Below are 15505 nucleotides of genomic sequence, written 5' to 3'. Positions count from 1 at the left end.
ATGTCATCCATGAACGCCCTCTGGCGCGTCTGGGACCACTTCGAGGAAGCCTTCATCGCCTTCCTGCTGGCCGCCATGACACTGGTGACCTTCGTCTACGTGATCCTCAACAATCTCTATACGCTCTTCTATGATCTCGGCGACCGGTTCGAAGGGACCGCCGATTTCTGGTTCGCCATCGGCGACTTCATCATCGGTCTGGCTCAATCGATGACCTGGAGCACCGCACTGACCAAGGCGCTGTTCGCCTGGCTGATCTTCTCCGGTCTCGCCTATGGCGTACGCACCGCCGGCCATATCGGCGTCGATGCGCTGGTCAAGCTGGCGCCACGACACATCCAGCGCGTCATCGGCATCATCGCCTGCCTGTTCTGCCTGGGCTATGCCGGCCTGCTGACCGTAGCCAGCTTCGAATGGATCCAGACCCTGTTCATCGCCAACATCGGCGCCGAGGACCTGGGCCACATCGGCATCAAGCAGTGGCACATCGGCCTGATCGTGCCGTTCGGCTTCGCCATGGTGTTCATCCGTTTCGCCGAAATCTTCGTGCGCATCCTGCGCAACGAGCAGACCGGACTCGGCCTGGCCGATGAAGCGGCCGACGCGATCAAGCTCGGCGAAGAGGAGCCCAAGTAAATGACCATCCTGTTCCTGTTCGTCGCCCTCTTCGCGCTGATGTTCATCGGCGTGCCGGTGGCCGTCTCCCTCGGTCTGGCCGGTTCGCTGACGATCATGATCTTCAGCCAGGACTCGGTGCGTTCGCTGGCGATCAAGCTGTTCGAGACCTCCGAGCACTACACCCTGCTGGCGATTCCGTTCTTCCTGCTCGCCGGCGCCTTCATGACCACCGGCGGCGTGGCCCGTCGGCTGATCGACTTCGCCAACGCCTGCGTCGGCCACATCCGTGGCGGCCTGGCGATCGGCGCGGTGCTGGCGTGCATGCTGTTCGCCGCGCTGTCCGGGTCGTCGCCGGCCACGGTGGCCGCGGTCGGCTCCATCGCCATCGCCGGCATGGTGCGCTCCGGCTACCCGCAGGCCTTCGGTGCCGGCATCGTCTGCAACGCCGGTACCCTGGGCATCCTGATCCCGCCATCGGTGGTGATGGTGGTCTATGCCGCCGCCACCGAGACTTCGGTCGGCAAGCTGTTCATGGCCGGCGTGGTGCCGGGCATCCTGCTCGGCCTGGCACTGATGGTGGCGATCTACATCATCGCGGTGAAGAAGAACCTGCCGGCCCTGCCGCGCGCATCCTTCCGCGAATGGCTCTCCGCCGCACGCAAGGCGATCTGGGGCCTGCTGCTGATGGTGATCATCCTCGGCGGCATCTACTCCGGTATGTTCACGCCGACCGAAGCGGCGGCCGTGGCGGCGGTGTACTCGGCCTTCATCGCACTGTTCGTGTACAAGGACCTGACCTGGCGTGAATGCCCGAAGGTAGTGCTGGAGTCGGGCAAACTGTCGATCATGCTGATGTTCATCATCGCCAACGCCATGCTCTTCGCCCACGTGCTGACCACCGAACAGATCCCGCAGGCGATCACCGCCTGGGTGATCGAGGCCGGCCTGCAGCCGTGGATGTTCCTGCTGGTGGTGAACATCGTGCTGCTGGTGGCCGGCGCCTTCATGGAGCCCTCGGCGATCATTCTGATCCTGGCGCCGATCCTGTTCCCGATCGCCATCCAACTGGGCATCGATCCGATCCACCTGGGCATCATCATGGTGGTGAACATGGAGATCGGCCTGATCACGCCACCGGTGGGGCTGAACCTGTTCGTCGCCTCGGCGGTGACCGGCATGCCGGTCACCCAGGTGATCCGCGCAGTATTGCCATGGCTGGCGCTGATGCTGAGCTTCCTGGTGATCATCACCTACGTGCCGTCGATTTCCCTGGCACTGCCGAACTGGCTGGGCATGTAGCCGTTCGGACTGCTCTCTTTTTTCATTTTGCCCGGCGTATGCCGGGCTTTTTTTGTCTGGGGGATTTTCACCCGGCGGCACGGACTTTCCACAGGATGCGCTTCGCGCACCACCGGGCTCCGCTGCATGTGGTGCGCATCCTGCTTTGCGCCCCTCATCACGAAGAGCAAATGTCAGGCAACTCGGACTCGAATCCTGTCAGGAGGCCGAGCGGTGCCGGATCGAAACGGAGTCCGGATACCAAAGCCCTCTTTTGGAATCAGAGCGCCAGCACATCGGCCGGGCGCCGTCGAAACCAGCCGGTCAGCGATAGCCGATCAACCTGGGTTTCCAGCACCTCATGGGGGAACTCGCCAGAAAGAAACACCACCAGATTGCCCGCCAGCGGCGGGATGTCCGACTGCGCCCCATCGGCGAAATGCATACGCAGCGCCCCACCGTGCTCTGCCTGCCAGTCCGGATTGAGATAGAGCACCGCGGTGACGCAGCGGCTGTCGTCATCGCGGAAGCGATCCAGGTGCGTCTGGTAGAACGCTCCCGGCGGATAGAAGGCGAAATGGCACTCGAATTCTTCCAGCCCGAGGAACAGCTCGCGGTTCAGCGCCTGCCGCAGCTCGTCCATCAGTTGCAGATAGTCATCGCAAACGGCTGACTGGCCGGCTTCCAGCCACTGGATCTGATCGCCCCGGATGCCTTCGCGCACCGCCTGCGCCTCGCCGCGGCCGACCCCGGCCGGCGCCAGGGCACCCTCAGCCTCGCGCCTGCGGCACTCGTCGGCCAGCTCGTGGGTCACATCACTGGAAAGGAAGGAACGCTGCAGCGACCAGCCGCGCTCGGCCAGGTCGTCGATGATCGAAGAGAACGGCAAGGAAGTGACTCCGAAGGGATACCGAACGAGTCTAGGGTCTGTTGCGACTCCGCCACAAGCTGCGTTGCTGCACTCTCAACAGACACCGGCAACAGCACTTTCGCGCCTCGACAAGCATACGTCGGGGCACTGAAAATAAACCGCCCGCCAGACAGGAGTTTCCATGCGCGCCCTCTTAGCCTGTGTACTGCTGTGCTTCAGCCTCGCCAGCTTCGCCGATATCCATGAAGAGCTCTACGAAACCGCCGGCTGGACCGAACAGCGAGCCAATTTCGCCGATGCCCTGACCGCCGCCCAGCAGCGCTACCAGGAGACCCTGCCGCCGGCGGTGTTCCAGGCGCTGGTCACCAACAGCAACCGCCGCTTCGCCTCTCACGCCATCGATCAGCGCGCGCTGCGGGCGTTACGCGAGAACCTGCAGGAGCCGCAGCCGGCGCTGGCGTTCTTCCAGTCGCCGCTGGGCCGCAAGATCGTCTCGGCCGAAGTGCTCGCCGCCCGCCGCGAGCAACTGGCGCGCCATTCCGGCGGTCTGCCGCGGATGGATGCCGGGAGCAATCGCCAGCTGCTGATCCGCCACCTGGCCCATGCCATTCCGGCCAGCGAGGCCGGCGCCGAGGTCAGCCTGGCGCTTGCCGGCGTCGCCGCCGACAGCCTCAGCCAGATGATGCCCGGCCTGCTCGGCGGGGGGCAGGCGCAGAGCCTGTTGGGCACTCAACGCCAGCGCATGATCGAGCAGATCGATGCCGATCTGGACAACACCCTGCTGTATGTCTATCGCGACCTGTCCGACGCCGAGCTGGAGCAATTCCTGCAGTTCGCGCAATCCGACGCCGGCCAGGCCTATTACCAGGCCGCCCTGCAGGCGCTGCGGGCGGGGCTGGCGGTGGGCATGAGCAGCAGCGACCTGCAGCCGCAGCAGGGCATCTGAGCCGGTGCCGCGCTACTGCAGGCGCTCGCGCAGGAAGTCGAAATAGTCCCGGCGCAGCTCTTCGCGCTCGTTCACCAGGTGATGGCGCGCGTCGGGCAGCCGAAGGATTTCCGCCGCGGCGAACTTGCTTTCCAGCACCGGCAGGTTGTATCGCCAGTCCACGGTCATGTCCGCCTCGCCCTGGATGATCAGCGGCGAGTGGGCGCTGCCCGGTGCATTCTCGATGCGCGGAATCCAGCGTGACAGGGCACCGACCCAGGCCGTGGGCAGGATGTCCGGCTGCAGCGGGTCGCGGCTCTGGATGAACTCGAGAAAGTCCGGATCGCCGGAGTTGTCGCTGAAGGTCCGGGGAATCTGCCTTACGAAACGCCGTACCAGCTCGTAGCTGAGCCGCGAGCGCAGCCAGGCCCGCGGGCGGATCAACGGCGCCAGCAGGATGGTGCGGCCCAGGTCGGGGTTGTCCGCCCGGTGCAGGAGGTGGTCGAGGGCGATGGCGCCTCCCGTGCTCTGCCCGAGCAGATGCCAGGGTCGCGGCAGATCCACCTGCCGTGCCTGTTCGAACAGCCCGGCCAGCACCGCCTGATACTCGTCGAACTCGTTGATGCTGGCCCGCGGGCCGCTGGACAGCCCGTGCCCCGGCAGGTCGCAGGCCAGCACGGCGAAGCCCATCTCTAGCCCCCAGTCCACCACGTGCCGGTACAACCCCATGTGGTCGTAATAGCCGTGCAGGATCAGCAGGCTGGCATGCGGCTGCTCCGGCCACCAGGCCTGGGCGACCACATCGTAGTCGTGCACGCGAAAGCGTCCCAGGCGACGCTGGACATTGCGCCGGCGCGGCAGGTCCAGGCCGTAGTAGGCCTGGTATTCGAGAGTTTCGGCGGATGCTTCGACAGCCTGGGACAACGAGGGCAGGCCGTTGCGCAAGCGCTCGGGCTGGATACGCGCGGGCATGGGTATTCTTTCGGGTTGCGTTGCCTCGGGATATTCAGCTCTGCGCCGCGCCATGGCAAGCTTGCGCACCCGCAAGCAGAGTTCCCCCATGAGTACCCGCCGCAAATACCTGGTCGCCGCACTGATCGCCCTGCTCTGGGCCGGCGCCATGCTGGCCGCCTTCCAGTGGTTCGAAGCGCGCTACCTGCGCACCTTCGAGGGCGAACGCGCCGAACTGTTTTCCGGCGACATGCTGATGCTCCCCAGCGAACTGCAAGGCTCGGGGCCGGTGCGCTTCGTGCATTTCTGGGACCCCGGCTGCCCCTGCAATGTCGGCAACCAGCGGCATCTGGAAGAGCTGCTGGCGCGCTTTCGCGGACAGCCGGTGGCGTTCTACGAGGTGCGCAAGCCCGGCAGCAAGGGCCGCCTGCCCGAACCACTGGCCGCGCTGAAGCCGCTCGAAGGCCTCGCCGGCGCGGAGCAGTTGCCGGCCAGCCCGGCGGTGGGGATCTGGGATACGAGCGGCGAGCTGGTCTATATCGGCCCCTACAGCGAAGGCGCGGTGTGCAGTTCGGACAACAGTTTCGTCGAGCCCATCCTCGAAGCGGTGCTCGCCGGGCGCACGGTTCGCGCCACCCATTCGCTGGCGGTGGCCTGCTTCTGCGACTGGCAGCAATGAGCGCAGCCCAGGCAGCCCTGCCTAGCAGACCCTGATTGCGGACACGTGATAATGACTGGCCAGTGCCCGGCGATCTTCACCGGCGGATGAGCGGCGATCCCGAGCGCCACGTCCACACCATCCATCTTTTCCCCCGATAACGACCAGCGCAACGACCCGTGCAAGGGCGGCGAGGCGCCATCCTGCGCTCTGCCCGTCCAGGACGAATCGAGCTCGGCGGCATACCCTCGTCGCCGGCGCATGCGGTTTCGTGGTCGGGCGCAAGGCCGTGGCGACGGCCTGAGCCAAGAACGCACGTCGGGCGGCCGGTAGCGCTGCATCACAGCTCGCCCCACGGGCGGAGCCGTACGTCGGGTCGGGCGGCGTAGCGCCGAAGCCCAACACACACGGAGGCGATGCACGACCTCCGCTCGTTGGGCTTCGCTACGCTCAGGCTAGGCGCCCCCACCCAACCTGCGACCGATGCCCTCGCGGCTCAGCTATGTGCCGAGGGCGGTACGAGCACCTTGCGGCTGTCGATTGCCTGACGCCATGTCGATACGCCGTTGCCCTCGTCCGCCGCCTGCTGCATGGCGCGGATGCGGCGCTTCTCGGCGCGGCGGGTGAGGTACCAGGCGAGGAAGGTCGCCAGCGACACGGTGAGCAGGATCAGGCTGGCGACGGCGTTGATCTCCGGCTTCACGCCCAGGCGCACGGCGGAGAAGATTTCCATCGGCAACGTGGTCGAACCCGGCCCGGAGACGAAGCTGGCCAGCACCAGGTCGTCCAGCGACAGGGCGAACGACAGCATGCCGCCGGCCGCCAGCGACGGCGCGATCATCGGCATGGTGATCAGGAAGAACACCTTCCACGGCCGCGCGCCGAGGTCCATCGCCGCTTCCTCGATGGACTGGTCCAGCTCGCGCAGGCGCGCCATCACCACCACCGCCACGTAGGCCGAGCAGAAGGTGGTATGGGCGATCCAGATGGTCACCAGCCCGCGTTGCGCCGGCCAGCCGATCAGCTGGGCCATGGCGACGAACAGCAGCAGCAGCGACAGGCCGGTGATCACCTCGGGCATCACCAGCGGCGCGGTGACCAGCCCGCCGAACAGCGTGCGACCGCGGAACACCGGAATCCGCGTGAGCACGAAGGCGGCCATGGTGCCCAGCGCCACCGCGGCGATCGCGGTGTAGGCGGCGATTTCCAGCGAGCGCATCACCGCGCCCATCAGCTGGGTGTTGTCGAGCAGGCCGGCGTACCAGCGCAGCGACCAGCCGCCCCACACCGTGACCAGCCGCGAGGCGTTGAACGAGTAGATGACCAGGATCACCATCGGCAGGTAGATGAACACCAACCCGAGCACCAGGATCAGGTTGGAAAAGCTCCAGCGTTTCATGGCGTGCCCTCGGGAGACGTCGAACGGGCAGGGGCCTCGTAGGCGCGCGCCTGCTTGCGATTGCGGGCGTTCGCGCCATCCGGGATCGCCAGCAAGCTGGTTCCTACGGTCGCGATCATAGTTTGCCCTCCAGCTCTTTGGCCATGCTTCCGGATGAAAAGCCGGTTGAAGAGGACAGGCCACGGTATGGGTCGGTCATAGCTTGCCCTCCAATTCCTTGGCTTGGTTCCGGTTGAAGAGGATGATCGGCACCAGCAGGATCGCCAGCATCACCACCGCCAGCGCCGAGGCCACCGGCCAGTCGCGGTTGTTGAAGAACTCCTGCCAGAGCACCTTGCCGATCATCAGCGTCTCCGGGCCGCCGAGCAGTTCGGGGATGACGAACTCGCCCACCACCGGGATGAACACCAGCATGCAGCCGGCGATGATGCCGTTCTTCGACAGCGGCACGGTGATCTTCCAGAAGCTGGTGATGTTGCGCGCGCCCAGGTCGGACGCGGCTTCCAGCAGGCTGGTATCGTGCTTCACCAGGTTGGCGTAAAGCGGCAAGATCATGAACGGCAGGTAGGAATAGACCACGCCGATGTACACCGCCAGGTCGGTGTTGAGGATCTGCAGCGGCGAATCGATCAGCCCGATGCCCAGCAGCAGGCTGTTGAGCAGGCCATTGCTGCTGAGGATGCCCATCCAGGCGTAGACGCGGATCAGGATCGCGGTCCAGGTCGGCATCATGATCAGCAGCAACAGCACCGTCTGCAGGTCCTTGCGCGCCCGGGCGATGGCATAGGCCATCGGGTAGCCGATCAGCAGGCACAGCAGGGTGCTGAAGAAGGCGATCTTCAGCGAGCCGGCATAGGCGGCCAGGTAGAGGTCGTCCTCGCTGAGGAAGATGTAGTTGCCCAGGTTGATCAGCACCTGCAGCTGCTGCTCGGCGTAGCTGAAGATCTCCGTGTATGGCGGGATCGCCACGTCGGCCTCGGAGAAGCTGATCTTCAGTACGATGGCGAACGGCAGCAGGAAGAACAGCATCAGCCACAGGAAGGGTACGCCGATGACCAGTCGGCGCCCGCTGTTCAGCCGTACCCGGCTCATGCCTGCAGCACCACGCCGCTGTCGCTGAGCCAGTGCAGGTAGACCTGCTCTTCCCAGGTCGGCCATTTCACGTGGCGTTCGGCATTGGCGACGAAGGCCTGCAGCAGCATCCCCGACTCCAGCTTGATGTAGTACACCGAGTGGCCGCCGAGGTAGGCGATGTCGTGCACGGTGCCCTGCACCCAGTTGTAGTCGGGCAGCTCAAGCTCCGGCCGGTCGAGGCTCATCAGCAGCTTCTCGGGGCGCAGGGCGAAGGTCACGCGCTTGTCTTCGGCCCGGGTGCTGATGCCGTGGCCGACATAGATCGGCCGTTCCAGTTGCGGGCAGGCGATCACCGCGTGGTCCTCGGCGTCCTCGATCAGCTCGCCGTCGAACAGGTTGACGTTGCCGATGAATTCGCAGACCAGGCGGCTCGCCGGGGTCTCGTAGATGTCCATCGGGCTGCCGACCTGGGCGATCCAGCCCTGGTGCATGATGGCGATGCGTTCGGCCATGGTCATGGCCTCTTCCTGGTCGTGGGTCACCATCACGCAGGTCACGCCGACGCGCTCGATGATCTGCACCAGCTCCAGCTGCATCTGCGAGCGCAATTTCTTGTCCAGCGCGCCCATCGGCTCGTCGAGCAGCAGCAGCTTCGGCCGCTTGGCCAGCGAACGCGCCAGCGCCACGCGCTGGCGCTGGCCGCCGGAGAGCTGGTGCGGCTTGCGCTTGGCGTACTGGGTCATCTGCACCAGGCCGAGCATCTCCTTGACGCGTTCGGCGATCTCGTCCTTGGCCAGGCCGTCCTGCTTGAGGCCGAAGGCGATGTTCTGCTCCACGCTCATGTGCGGGAACAGCGCATAGGACTGGAACATCATGTTGATCGGCCGCTCGTAGGGCGGCAGGTCGGTGATGTCCTGGCCGTCGAGGAAGATGCGCCCCTCGGTGGGCCGCTCGAAGCCGGCGAGCATGCGCAGCAGGGTCGACTTGCCCGAGCCCGAGCCGCCGAGCAGGGCGAATATCTCACCCTGGTGGATGCTCACCGAGACGTCGTCGACCGCCACCGTTTCGTCGAACTTCTTGGTGACGCGGTCGATCTTCAGCAGCACCTGCTTGTTCTTGCTCCCGCCGCTGAGGGCTTTCTTGTAGGCGCTGGAGGCAACGGCCATGCGCGAACTCCCGAAATGAAAGGTTGGCCCGGCCACGGCCGGATAGAGGTATAGGTTCGGGCGCGAGGCGCCCGAGGGTTCACTTGCCGGATTTGACCTTGGTCCAGCTGCGGGTCATCAGGCGCTGGGTCTTCGGCGAAAGCTCCGCCGAGACGTAGAGACGATCGAGCACGTCCTGCGGCGGATAGATCGATTCGTCCTCGCGCACCTCCTGATCCATCAGCTCGCCCGCCTTGAGGTTGGGGTTGGCGTAACCGACATAGTCGCTCACCGCGGCGATCACCTCGGGGCGCAGCAGGTAGTCGATGAACGCATGCGCTTCCTCGACGTTATCGGCGTCGGCGGGGATGGCGAGCATGTCGAACCAGAGGTTGCCGCCCTCCTTGGGAATGGCATAGGCGATCTCGATGCCCTTGCCGGCTTCCTCGGCTCGCGCGGCGGCCTGGAACACGTCGCCGGAGAATCCGGCGGCGACGCAGATGTTGCCATTGGCAAGATCGGAAATGTATTTGGACGAGTGGAAATAACGCACGTGCGGGCGCACCGCCAGCAGTTTTTCCTCGGCCTTCTGGTAATCGGCCGCATCCTCGCTGTTGGGGTCCAGCCCCAGGTAGTTGAGCATGGCCGGGATCATCTCGTCGGCCGAGTCGAGGAAGGCGATGCCGCAGCTGGCCAGCTTCGCCGCATTCTCCGGCTCGAAGATCACCGCCCAGGAGTCGATCTCGTCGACACCGAGGGCCGCCTTGACCTTCTCGACGTTGTAGCCGATGCCATTGGTGCCCCACAGGTAGGGCGCGGCATGGGCGTTGTCGGGGTCGTTCTTCTGCAACTGCTTGAGCAATGCCGAGTCGAGGTTGCTCCAGTTCGGCAGCTTGCTCTTGTCCAAGGGCTGGAAGGCCCCGGCGCGGATCTGCTTGCCGAGGAAGTGGTTGGACGGCACCACCACGTCGTAGCCGCTGCGGCCAGCCAGCAGCTTGCCCTCGAGGGTCTCGTTGGAGTCGAAGACGTCGTAGACGGGCTTGATGCCGGTCTCCTTCTCGAACTCCTCCAGCGTCGTTTCGCCGATGTAATCGGACCAGTTATAGATATGCACCGAGGCGGCCTGGGCGGTGGCGCTGCCGGCTACGGTGGCGGCGATGATCAATGACTTGAGGGTCGAGCGCATGGAAATCAGTCCTCTTGTTACAGGCCGCGCGTCATCCCGACGGGAAAGGCGGGCTGTTTATTGGAAAAACCTCTGAAAATCAATAGATTTGACACGACTGCCAACACAGTCGCGAAAGGAAAGGGCGCGCAGGAACGGCTAACGGACGGCGGGAAAGGCGTTTCCATCGTTTTTCCTCGCGGTGGCAGCCGCGGCGCGAACCGTGTCGCGCCAGGGCTGTCGGGTCGGCGCCAGGCGACTGGAGCCTGTCCGGCCATGGCCGGGCGCGCATGAAGCACGCAGCCCGGCCGCGGCAGGGTCAACGACCGGATTTGATCTTGGTCCAGCTGCGGGTCATGGTGCGCTGGGTCTTCGGATCGAGGTCCGGGAAGGTGTAGAGCTTCTGCAGTACCGCCTGGCTCGGGTAGATGCCCGGGTCGGTGCGGATCGCCTCATCCACCAGCGGGGTCGCGGCGGCGTTGCCGTTGGGGAACTGCACGTAGTCGGTGATCGATGCCATGACCTCGGGCTTCATCAGGTAGTCGAGGAAGGCGTGGGCATTGTCGACGTTCTTCGCGTCGGCCGGGATCGCCAGCATGTCGAAGAAGCTGCCGGCGCCTTCCTTGGGAATGTTGTAGCCGACGTTGACGCCGTTGGCCGCTTCCTCGGCACGCGACTTGGCCTGGTAGATGTCGCCGGAATAGCCGATGGCGACGCAGATGTTGCCGTTGGCCAGGTCGGAGATGTACTTGGAGGAATGGAAGTAGGCCACGTGCGGGCGAATCTGCATGAACAGGTCTTCGGCCTGCTTCAGCTCGTCGGCCTTGCCGCTGTCCGGCGCGTGCCCCAGGTAGTGCAGCGCCGCGGGGAGGATTTCGGTCGGCGAATCGAGGAAGGAGACGCCGCAGGATTTCAGCTTCTCGATGTTCTCCGGCTTGAACACCAGGTCCCAGGAGTCCACCGGTGCATTGTCGCCGAGCACGGCCTTGACCTTGTCGACGTTGTAGCCGATGCCGATGGTGCCCCACATGTAGGGGATCGAGTACTGGTTGCCCGGGTCGCTCGGCTCCAGCGCCTTGAGCAGGTCCTTGTCGAGATTTTCCCAGTTGGAGAGCTTGGACTTGTCCAGCTTCTGGAACACGCCGGCCTTGATCTGCTTGGCCAGGAAGGGGTTGGACGGCACCACCACGTCATAGCCCGAGCTGCCGGCCAGCAGCTTGGCTTCCAGCACTTCGTTGCTGTCGAAGACGTCGTAGACCACCTTGATGCCGGTTTCCTTGGTGAAGTTCTCCAGGGTATCTTCGGCGATGTAGTCGGACCAGTTGTAGACGTGCAGTACCTTTTCCTGGGCCTGCGCAGCCCCGGCGACGGTGCCGGCCAGCGTCATGGCGATTAGGGTCTTGGCAAAGGGATTCATCCGTGCAGCTCCTGTTGTCATCGTTAATGTCGGGGCAGTGGAACAGGCCATGAACAGCGCGGCGGCCTGGAGGTGTGCCGGCATCGACACACCCCTCGGTAGGTCTGGCCATGAGCACGCGCGCAGTCTGGCAAGGTCGGGGGCGCTTTTTCAACAAGCCGAACGCACACGGGCAGCACAACGACAACCTTAGCCCAGGGCGTCCTTGGCCGTCGCATCCAGGCAGCGCCTGACCTTGTCGATCAGCTCGTCGATCTCGCCTTCATCGATCACCAGCGGTGGCGAGATGATCATGGTGTCGCCGACCGCGCGCATCACCAGGCCATTGCGGAAGCAGTGCTCGCGACAGAGCATGCCCACGCCCGGCTCGGCGAAGCGTTCGCGGGTCCGCTTGTTCTTCACCAACTCCAGCGCGCCGAGCATGCCGACGCCACGGGCCTCGCCCACCAGCGGATGTTCGAGCAGTTCCTGCCAGCGTGACTGCAAATAAGGTGCCGTTTTCGCCTTGACCCGCTCGACGATCTTCTCCTCGCGCAGGATGCGGATGTTTTCCAACGCCACCGCGGCGGCCACCGGGTGCCCCGAGTAGGTGAAGCCGTGGTAGAACTCGCCGCCTTCGTTGAGCGTCTGCACCACTTCGTCGCGCACCACCACGCCGCCCATGGGGATGTAGCCGGAGGTCAGGCCCTTGGCGATGGGCATCAGGTCCGGCGTGAGGCCGTAGTGATCGCTGCCGAACCATTCGCCGGTACGGCCGAAGCCGCAGATCACCTCGTCGGCGATGAACAGGATGTCGTAGCGCGCGAGAATTTCCTTGATCCGCGGCCAGTAGCTGTCCGGCGGGATGATCACGCCGCCAGCGCCCTGGATCGGCTCGGCGATGAAGGCCGCCACATTGTCTTCGCCCACCTCGAGGATCTTGCGCTCCAGTTGCTCGGCGACGCGCACGCCGAATTCCTCCGGGGACAGCTCGTCGCCCTCGCCGTACCAGTAGGGCTGGTCGATGTGCTCGATGCCGGGAATGGGAAAATCGCCCTGGCCGTGCATGGCCTTCATCCCGCCGAGGCTGACGCCGGCGACGGTCGAGCCGTGGTAGCCGTTCCAGCGGCCGATGACCACCTTCTTCTGTGGCTGGCCCTTGATCGCCCAGTAATGGCGCACCATGCGCAGCACGGTGTCGTTGGCCTCCGAGCCCGAGCCGGTGAAGAACACGTGGTTCATGCCCGCCGGTGCGATGTCGGCGATGGCCTTGGCCAGCGCCACGGCCGGCGGGTGCGCGGTCTGGAAGAACAGGTTGTAATAGGGCAGCTCGCGCATCTGTTTCGCCGCCGCCTCGACCAGTTCCTCTCGGCCGTAACCGACGTTGACGCACCAGAGCCCGGCCATGGCGTCGAGGATCTTGTGCCCCTCGCTGTCCCACAGGTAGACGCCGGAGGCCCGGGTGATGATGCGCGTACCCTTGGCGTTCAGCGCCTTGTAGTCGGTAAACGGCGGCAGGTGATGGTCGCGGCTCAGGGCTTGCCAGTGCAGGGTTTGCGAATCGCTCATCGGTCGCCTCCGGGTCGTTGGTGCGGTGCGTTGAAGGTGGATGAAGAAAGCGTCATCCACCCTACGGCTGTGTGTGCTTTATCGGTGGATGGGAAAAGCGCCATCCACCCTACGGTTTTGTTCTTGCTTGCAGCTTGAAGCTTGCCGCTTGAAGCTGCTCTTCAGACCGAGAGCATCAGGAACTCGCGTTCCCAGGAGCTGATCACCCGGTGGTAGTTCTCCTGCTCGGCACGCTTGACCGCGACGTAGCCGGTGATGAATTTCGGACTCAGGTATTTTTCCAGCTCGCGGCAGTTCTCCATGCGCTCCAGCGCCGCTTCCAGGGTCAGCGGCAGGCGCAGGTTGCGCCGCTCGTAGCCGCGGCCCTTGACCGGCTGGCTCGGCGGCAGCTGCTCGACCATGCCGATGTAGCCGCACAGCAGGCTGGCCGCGATGGCCAGATAGGGGTTGGCGTCGGCGCCGGCCAGGCGGTTCTCCACCCGGCGGTTCTGCGGGTCGGAATCCGGCACGCGCAGGCCCACCGTGCGGTTCTCCTCGCCCCACTCGACGTTCACCGGCGCCGAGGTATCGGGCAGAAAGCGGCGGAACGAATTGACGTTCGGCGCGAACATCGGCAGCAGCTCGGGGATGTACTTCTGCAGGCCGCCGACGTGGTGCAGGAACAGCTGGCTCATGGAGCCGTCGGGGTTGGAGAAGATGTTGCGCCCGGTTTCCAGCTCGATCACGCTCTGGTGCAGGTGCATCGCGCTGCCCGGCTCGCCGGTCATCGGCTTGGCCATGAAGGTGGCGGCGACGTTGTGCTTGAGCGCGGCCTCACGCATGGTGCGCTTGAACACCAGGATCTGGTCGGCCAGGTGCAGCGCCTCGCCGTGACGGAAATTGATTTCCATCTGCGCGGTGCCTTCCTCGTGGATCAGCGTGTCCAGGTCCAGGCCCTGGGCCTCGCACCAGTCGTACATGTCCTCGAACAGCGGGTCGAACTCGTTGGCCGCATCGATGGAGAACGACTGGCGGCCAGTCTCCTGCCGGCCGGAACGGCCGATCGGCGGCTGGAACGGCAGGTCCGGGTCCTCGCAGCGCTTGGTCAGGTAGAACTCCATCTCCGGCGCGACGATCGGCTGCCAGCCCTTGTCGGCGTACATCTTCAGCACGCGCTTGAGAATGTTGCGCGGCGACAGCTCGATGGGGTTGCCCATCTTGTCGTAGGTATCGTGGATCACCTGGGCGGTGGGCTCGATGGCCCAGGGCACGAGGAACACCGCGTTGGGGTCCGGGCGGCAGAACATGTCGATGTCCGCCGGATCGAGCAGCTCGTAGTAGATGTCGTCCTCGACGTAGTCGCCGGTCACGGTCTGCAGCAGCACGCTTTCCGGCAGGCGCATGCCACGCTCGTCGAGGAACTTGTTGGTCGGTGAAATCTTGCCGCGGGCGATGCCGGTCAGGTCGCTGATCAGGCATTCCACTTCGGTGATCTTGCGTTCTTTCAGCCAGCCGGTGAGCTGGTCGAGCTGGATACTCATGATGACCTCGAATTGGGGATGGGGCGACCGTCAGCGTGTTCGGGCATGCTCCCGGCAGGCTTCGGCGAAGCCCTGGAACAGCGCCAGGTAGTGCGGGTGCTCATGCACCTTCCATTCCGGATGCCACTGCACGCCCAGGGCGAAGCTGCGTGCATGCTCGACGGAGAACGCCTCGATCAGCCCGTCCGGCGCCAGCGCTTCGATGCGCAGGCCGTCGCCGAGACGCGCGACGCCCTGGCCGTGTACCGAGTTGACGCGGATCTGCGCCGGCAGGCCGAGGCGCTCGAGCAGCCCGCCCGGCTGCACGTGCAAGGCATGGCTGAGGCCGTACTGCACGTCCAGCGGATCATCGGGACGCTCGCGGTGATCCTGATAGGGGCCGGCTTCGTGGACTTTCTGATGCAGGCTGCCGCCGAAGGCCACGTTCATTTCCTGGAAACCACGGCAGATGCCGAACACCGGAATGCCGGCCGCGACCGCGGCGCGGATCAGCGGCAAGGTGAGGCGATCGCGCGACGGGTCGTGTGGGGTGCCCGTCTCGCTCGCCGGCCCGCCATAATGATGGGGCTCGACGTTCGACGGCGAGCCGGTGAACAGCAGGCCGTCGAAGCTTTCCAACAGGGTGGCCGGGTCGATCAGTTCGTCCAGGGCCGGGATCACCAGCGGCACGCCGGCGATCGCCGCGGCGCGCAGGTACTTGTCGCCGGCGATATGGAAAGCGTGGGAACCGATTTGCTTGGTGCAGGCCGAGACGCCGATCAGGGGCATGCGAGGCATGGGATACTCGTTAGTCGGATGAGGCATACCGGAGAGTAGTCTTGTTCATTTTTATAGACAATAGCCCGCAGCCTCGGCTGGCATCCGCCTCTGTCGCGGCGTATCGCGCCAACCCCAGCCGCCCCAAAATAGGCCCAATGTGGGCACTCACGGGGCATC

Annotated in this window: 15 protein-coding genes; 4 read left to right on the top strand and 11 right to left on the bottom strand. The window is 64.9% G+C overall.

Annotated features, from left to right (window positions below; all coding sequences use genetic code 11):
• The first annotated feature begins 9 nt into the window (after positions 1-9).
• Together IN820_RS07040 and dctM are read left to right on the top strand one after the other, a co-directional pair.
• The gene (locus IN820_RS07040; protein WP_193680290.1) at positions 10-636 is read left to right on the top strand and encodes a TRAP transporter small permease; all 627 of its coding nucleotides are present in this window, start codon (positions 10-12) and stop codon (positions 634-636) included.
• Positions 637-1917 (top strand): C4-dicarboxylate TRAP transporter large permease protein DctM, encoded by a 1281-nt coding sequence (gene dctM / locus IN820_RS07035; protein WP_193680289.1) that lies wholly within the window; start codon positions 637-639, stop codon positions 1915-1917. It begins immediately after the preceding gene.
• Positions 1918-2176: 259 nt separating this feature from the next.
• On the opposite strand, the gene IN820_RS07030 is transcribed toward dctM, so the two are convergent.
• Positions 2177-2785 carry a 2OG-Fe(II) oxygenase gene (locus IN820_RS07030; protein WP_193680288.1) on the bottom strand — a complete coding sequence of 203 codons (609 nt, stop codon included), beginning with the start codon at positions 2783-2785 and terminating at the stop codon, positions 2177-2179.
• A 163-nt stretch (positions 2786-2948) separates the two neighbouring features.
• Here IN820_RS07030 and IN820_RS07025 point away from each other — a divergent pair, with 163 nt between their 5' ends.
• Positions 2949-3713, top strand: a complete 765-nt coding sequence (locus tag IN820_RS07025; protein ID WP_193680287.1) for a DUF2059 domain-containing protein — start codon at positions 2949-2951, stop codon at positions 3711-3713.
• Between the two features lie 12 nt (positions 3714-3725).
• Here the strand turns inward: IN820_RS07025 and IN820_RS07020 are convergent, their stop codons facing one another.
• The gene (locus tag IN820_RS07020; protein ID WP_193680286.1) at positions 3726-4664 is read right to left on the bottom strand and encodes a phospholipase BipL; all 939 of its coding nucleotides are present in this window, start codon (positions 4662-4664) and stop codon (positions 3726-3728) included.
• An 88-nt stretch (positions 4665-4752) separates the two neighbouring features.
• Here IN820_RS07020 and IN820_RS07015 point away from each other — a divergent pair, with 88 nt between their 5' ends.
• Positions 4753-5322, top strand: a complete 570-nt coding sequence (locus IN820_RS07015; RefSeq protein ID WP_193680285.1) for a DUF6436 domain-containing protein — start codon at positions 4753-4755, stop codon at positions 5320-5322.
• A gap of 475 nt (positions 5323-5797) precedes the next feature.
• On the opposite strand, the gene IN820_RS07010 is transcribed toward IN820_RS07015, so the two are convergent.
• From IN820_RS07010 to IN820_RS06975, 9 genes are all read right to left on the bottom strand, one after another.
• Positions 5798-6700 carry an ABC transporter permease subunit gene (locus IN820_RS07010; RefSeq protein WP_193680284.1) on the bottom strand — a complete coding sequence of 301 codons (903 nt, stop codon included), beginning with the start codon at positions 6698-6700 and terminating at the stop codon, positions 5798-5800.
• Positions 6697-6819, bottom strand: coding sequence for a hypothetical protein (locus IN820_RS22765; RefSeq protein ID WP_268939438.1), 123 nt, complete (start codon positions 6817-6819; stop codon positions 6697-6699). Before IN820_RS22765 ends, IN820_RS07010 begins: the two co-directional genes overlap by 4 nt.
• Before the next feature lie 76 nt (positions 6820-6895).
• The gene (locus IN820_RS07005) at positions 6896-7792 is read right to left on the bottom strand and encodes an ABC transporter permease subunit (protein ID WP_376779350.1); all 897 of its coding nucleotides are present in this window, start codon (positions 7790-7792) and stop codon (positions 6896-6898) included.
• The gene (locus tag IN820_RS07000) at positions 7789-8940 is read right to left on the bottom strand and encodes an ABC transporter ATP-binding protein (RefSeq protein ID WP_193680283.1); all 1152 of its coding nucleotides are present in this window, start codon (positions 8938-8940) and stop codon (positions 7789-7791) included. Before IN820_RS07000 ends, IN820_RS07005 begins: the two co-directional genes overlap by 4 nt.
• A gap of 79 nt (positions 8941-9019) precedes the next feature.
• Positions 9020-10105, bottom strand: coding sequence for a polyamine ABC transporter substrate-binding protein (locus IN820_RS06995; RefSeq protein ID WP_193680282.1), 1086 nt, complete (start codon positions 10103-10105; stop codon positions 9020-9022).
• Between the two features lie 298 nt (positions 10106-10403).
• A complete protein-coding gene (locus tag IN820_RS06990; RefSeq protein WP_193680281.1) occupies positions 10404-11501 on the bottom strand; it encodes an extracellular solute-binding protein in 1098 nt (365 codons plus the stop codon).
• 189 nt (positions 11502-11690) lie between these two features.
• A complete protein-coding gene (locus IN820_RS06985; protein ID WP_193680280.1) occupies positions 11691-13049 on the bottom strand; it encodes an aspartate aminotransferase family protein in 1359 nt (452 codons plus the stop codon).
• 161 nt (positions 13050-13210) lie between these two features.
• Positions 13211-14569 carry a glutamine synthetase family protein gene (locus IN820_RS06980; RefSeq protein WP_193680279.1) on the bottom strand — a complete coding sequence of 453 codons (1359 nt, stop codon included), beginning with the start codon at positions 14567-14569 and terminating at the stop codon, positions 13211-13213.
• A 30-nt stretch (positions 14570-14599) separates the two neighbouring features.
• Positions 14600-15346 (bottom strand): gamma-glutamyl-gamma-aminobutyrate hydrolase family protein, encoded by a 747-nt coding sequence (locus IN820_RS06975; protein ID WP_193680278.1) that lies wholly within the window; start codon positions 15344-15346, stop codon positions 14600-14602.
• Positions 15347-15505: the final 159 nt, after the last annotated feature.

Source organism: Pseudomonas lopnurensis (assembly GCF_015070855.1).
GTDB classification, from domain to species: Bacteria; Pseudomonadota; Gammaproteobacteria; order Pseudomonadales; family Pseudomonadaceae; genus Stutzerimonas; species Stutzerimonas lopnurensis.
This window is presented reverse-complemented; position numbering and strand designations above follow the sequence as displayed.

Excerpts from the sequence above, each read along its gene's own strand:
- dctM (WP_193680289.1), top strand. The coding sequence starts at position 637 with ATGACCATCCTGTTCCTGTTCGTCGCCCTCTTCGCGCTGATGTTCATC.
- IN820_RS07015 (WP_193680285.1), top strand. The coding sequence starts at position 4,753 with ATGAGTACCCGCCGCAAATACCTGGTCGCCGCACTGATCGCCCTGCTC.
- IN820_RS07020 (WP_193680286.1), bottom strand. The coding sequence starts at position 4,664 with ATGCCCGCGCGTATCCAGCCCGAGCGCTTGCGCAACGGCCTGCCCTCG.
- IN820_RS06975 (WP_193680278.1), bottom strand. The coding sequence starts at position 15,346 with ATGCCTCGCATGCCCCTGATCGGCGTCTCGGCCTGCACCAAGCAAATC.
- IN820_RS06980 (WP_193680279.1), bottom strand. The coding sequence starts at position 14,569 with ATGAGTATCCAGCTCGACCAGCTCACCGGCTGGCTGAAAGAACGCAAG.
- IN820_RS07025 (WP_193680287.1), top strand. The coding sequence starts at position 2,949 with ATGCGCGCCCTCTTAGCCTGTGTACTGCTGTGCTTCAGCCTCGCCAGC.
- IN820_RS07005 (WP_376779350.1), bottom strand. The coding sequence starts at position 7,792 with ATGAGCCGGGTACGGCTGAACAGCGGGCGCCGACTGGTCATCGGCGTA.
- IN820_RS07040 (WP_193680290.1), top strand. The coding sequence starts at position 10 with ATGAACGCCCTCTGGCGCGTCTGGGACCACTTCGAGGAAGCCTTCATC.
- IN820_RS07000 (WP_193680283.1), bottom strand. The coding sequence starts at position 8,940 with ATGGCCGTTGCCTCCAGCGCCTACAAGAAAGCCCTCAGCGGCGGGAGC.
- IN820_RS07010 (WP_193680284.1), bottom strand. The coding sequence starts at position 6,700 with ATGAAACGCTGGAGCTTTTCCAACCTGATCCTGGTGCTCGGGTTGGTG.
- IN820_RS06985 (WP_193680280.1), bottom strand. The coding sequence starts at position 13,049 with ATGAGCGATTCGCAAACCCTGCACTGGCAAGCCCTGAGCCGCGACCAT.
- IN820_RS06990 (WP_193680281.1), bottom strand. The coding sequence starts at position 11,501 with ATGAATCCCTTTGCCAAGACCCTAATCGCCATGACGCTGGCCGGCACC.
- IN820_RS22765 (WP_268939438.1), bottom strand. The coding sequence starts at position 6,819 with ATGATCGCGACCGTAGGAACCAGCTTGCTGGCGATCCCGGATGGCGCG.
- IN820_RS06995 (WP_193680282.1), bottom strand. The coding sequence starts at position 10,105 with ATGCGCTCGACCCTCAAGTCATTGATCATCGCCGCCACCGTAGCCGGC.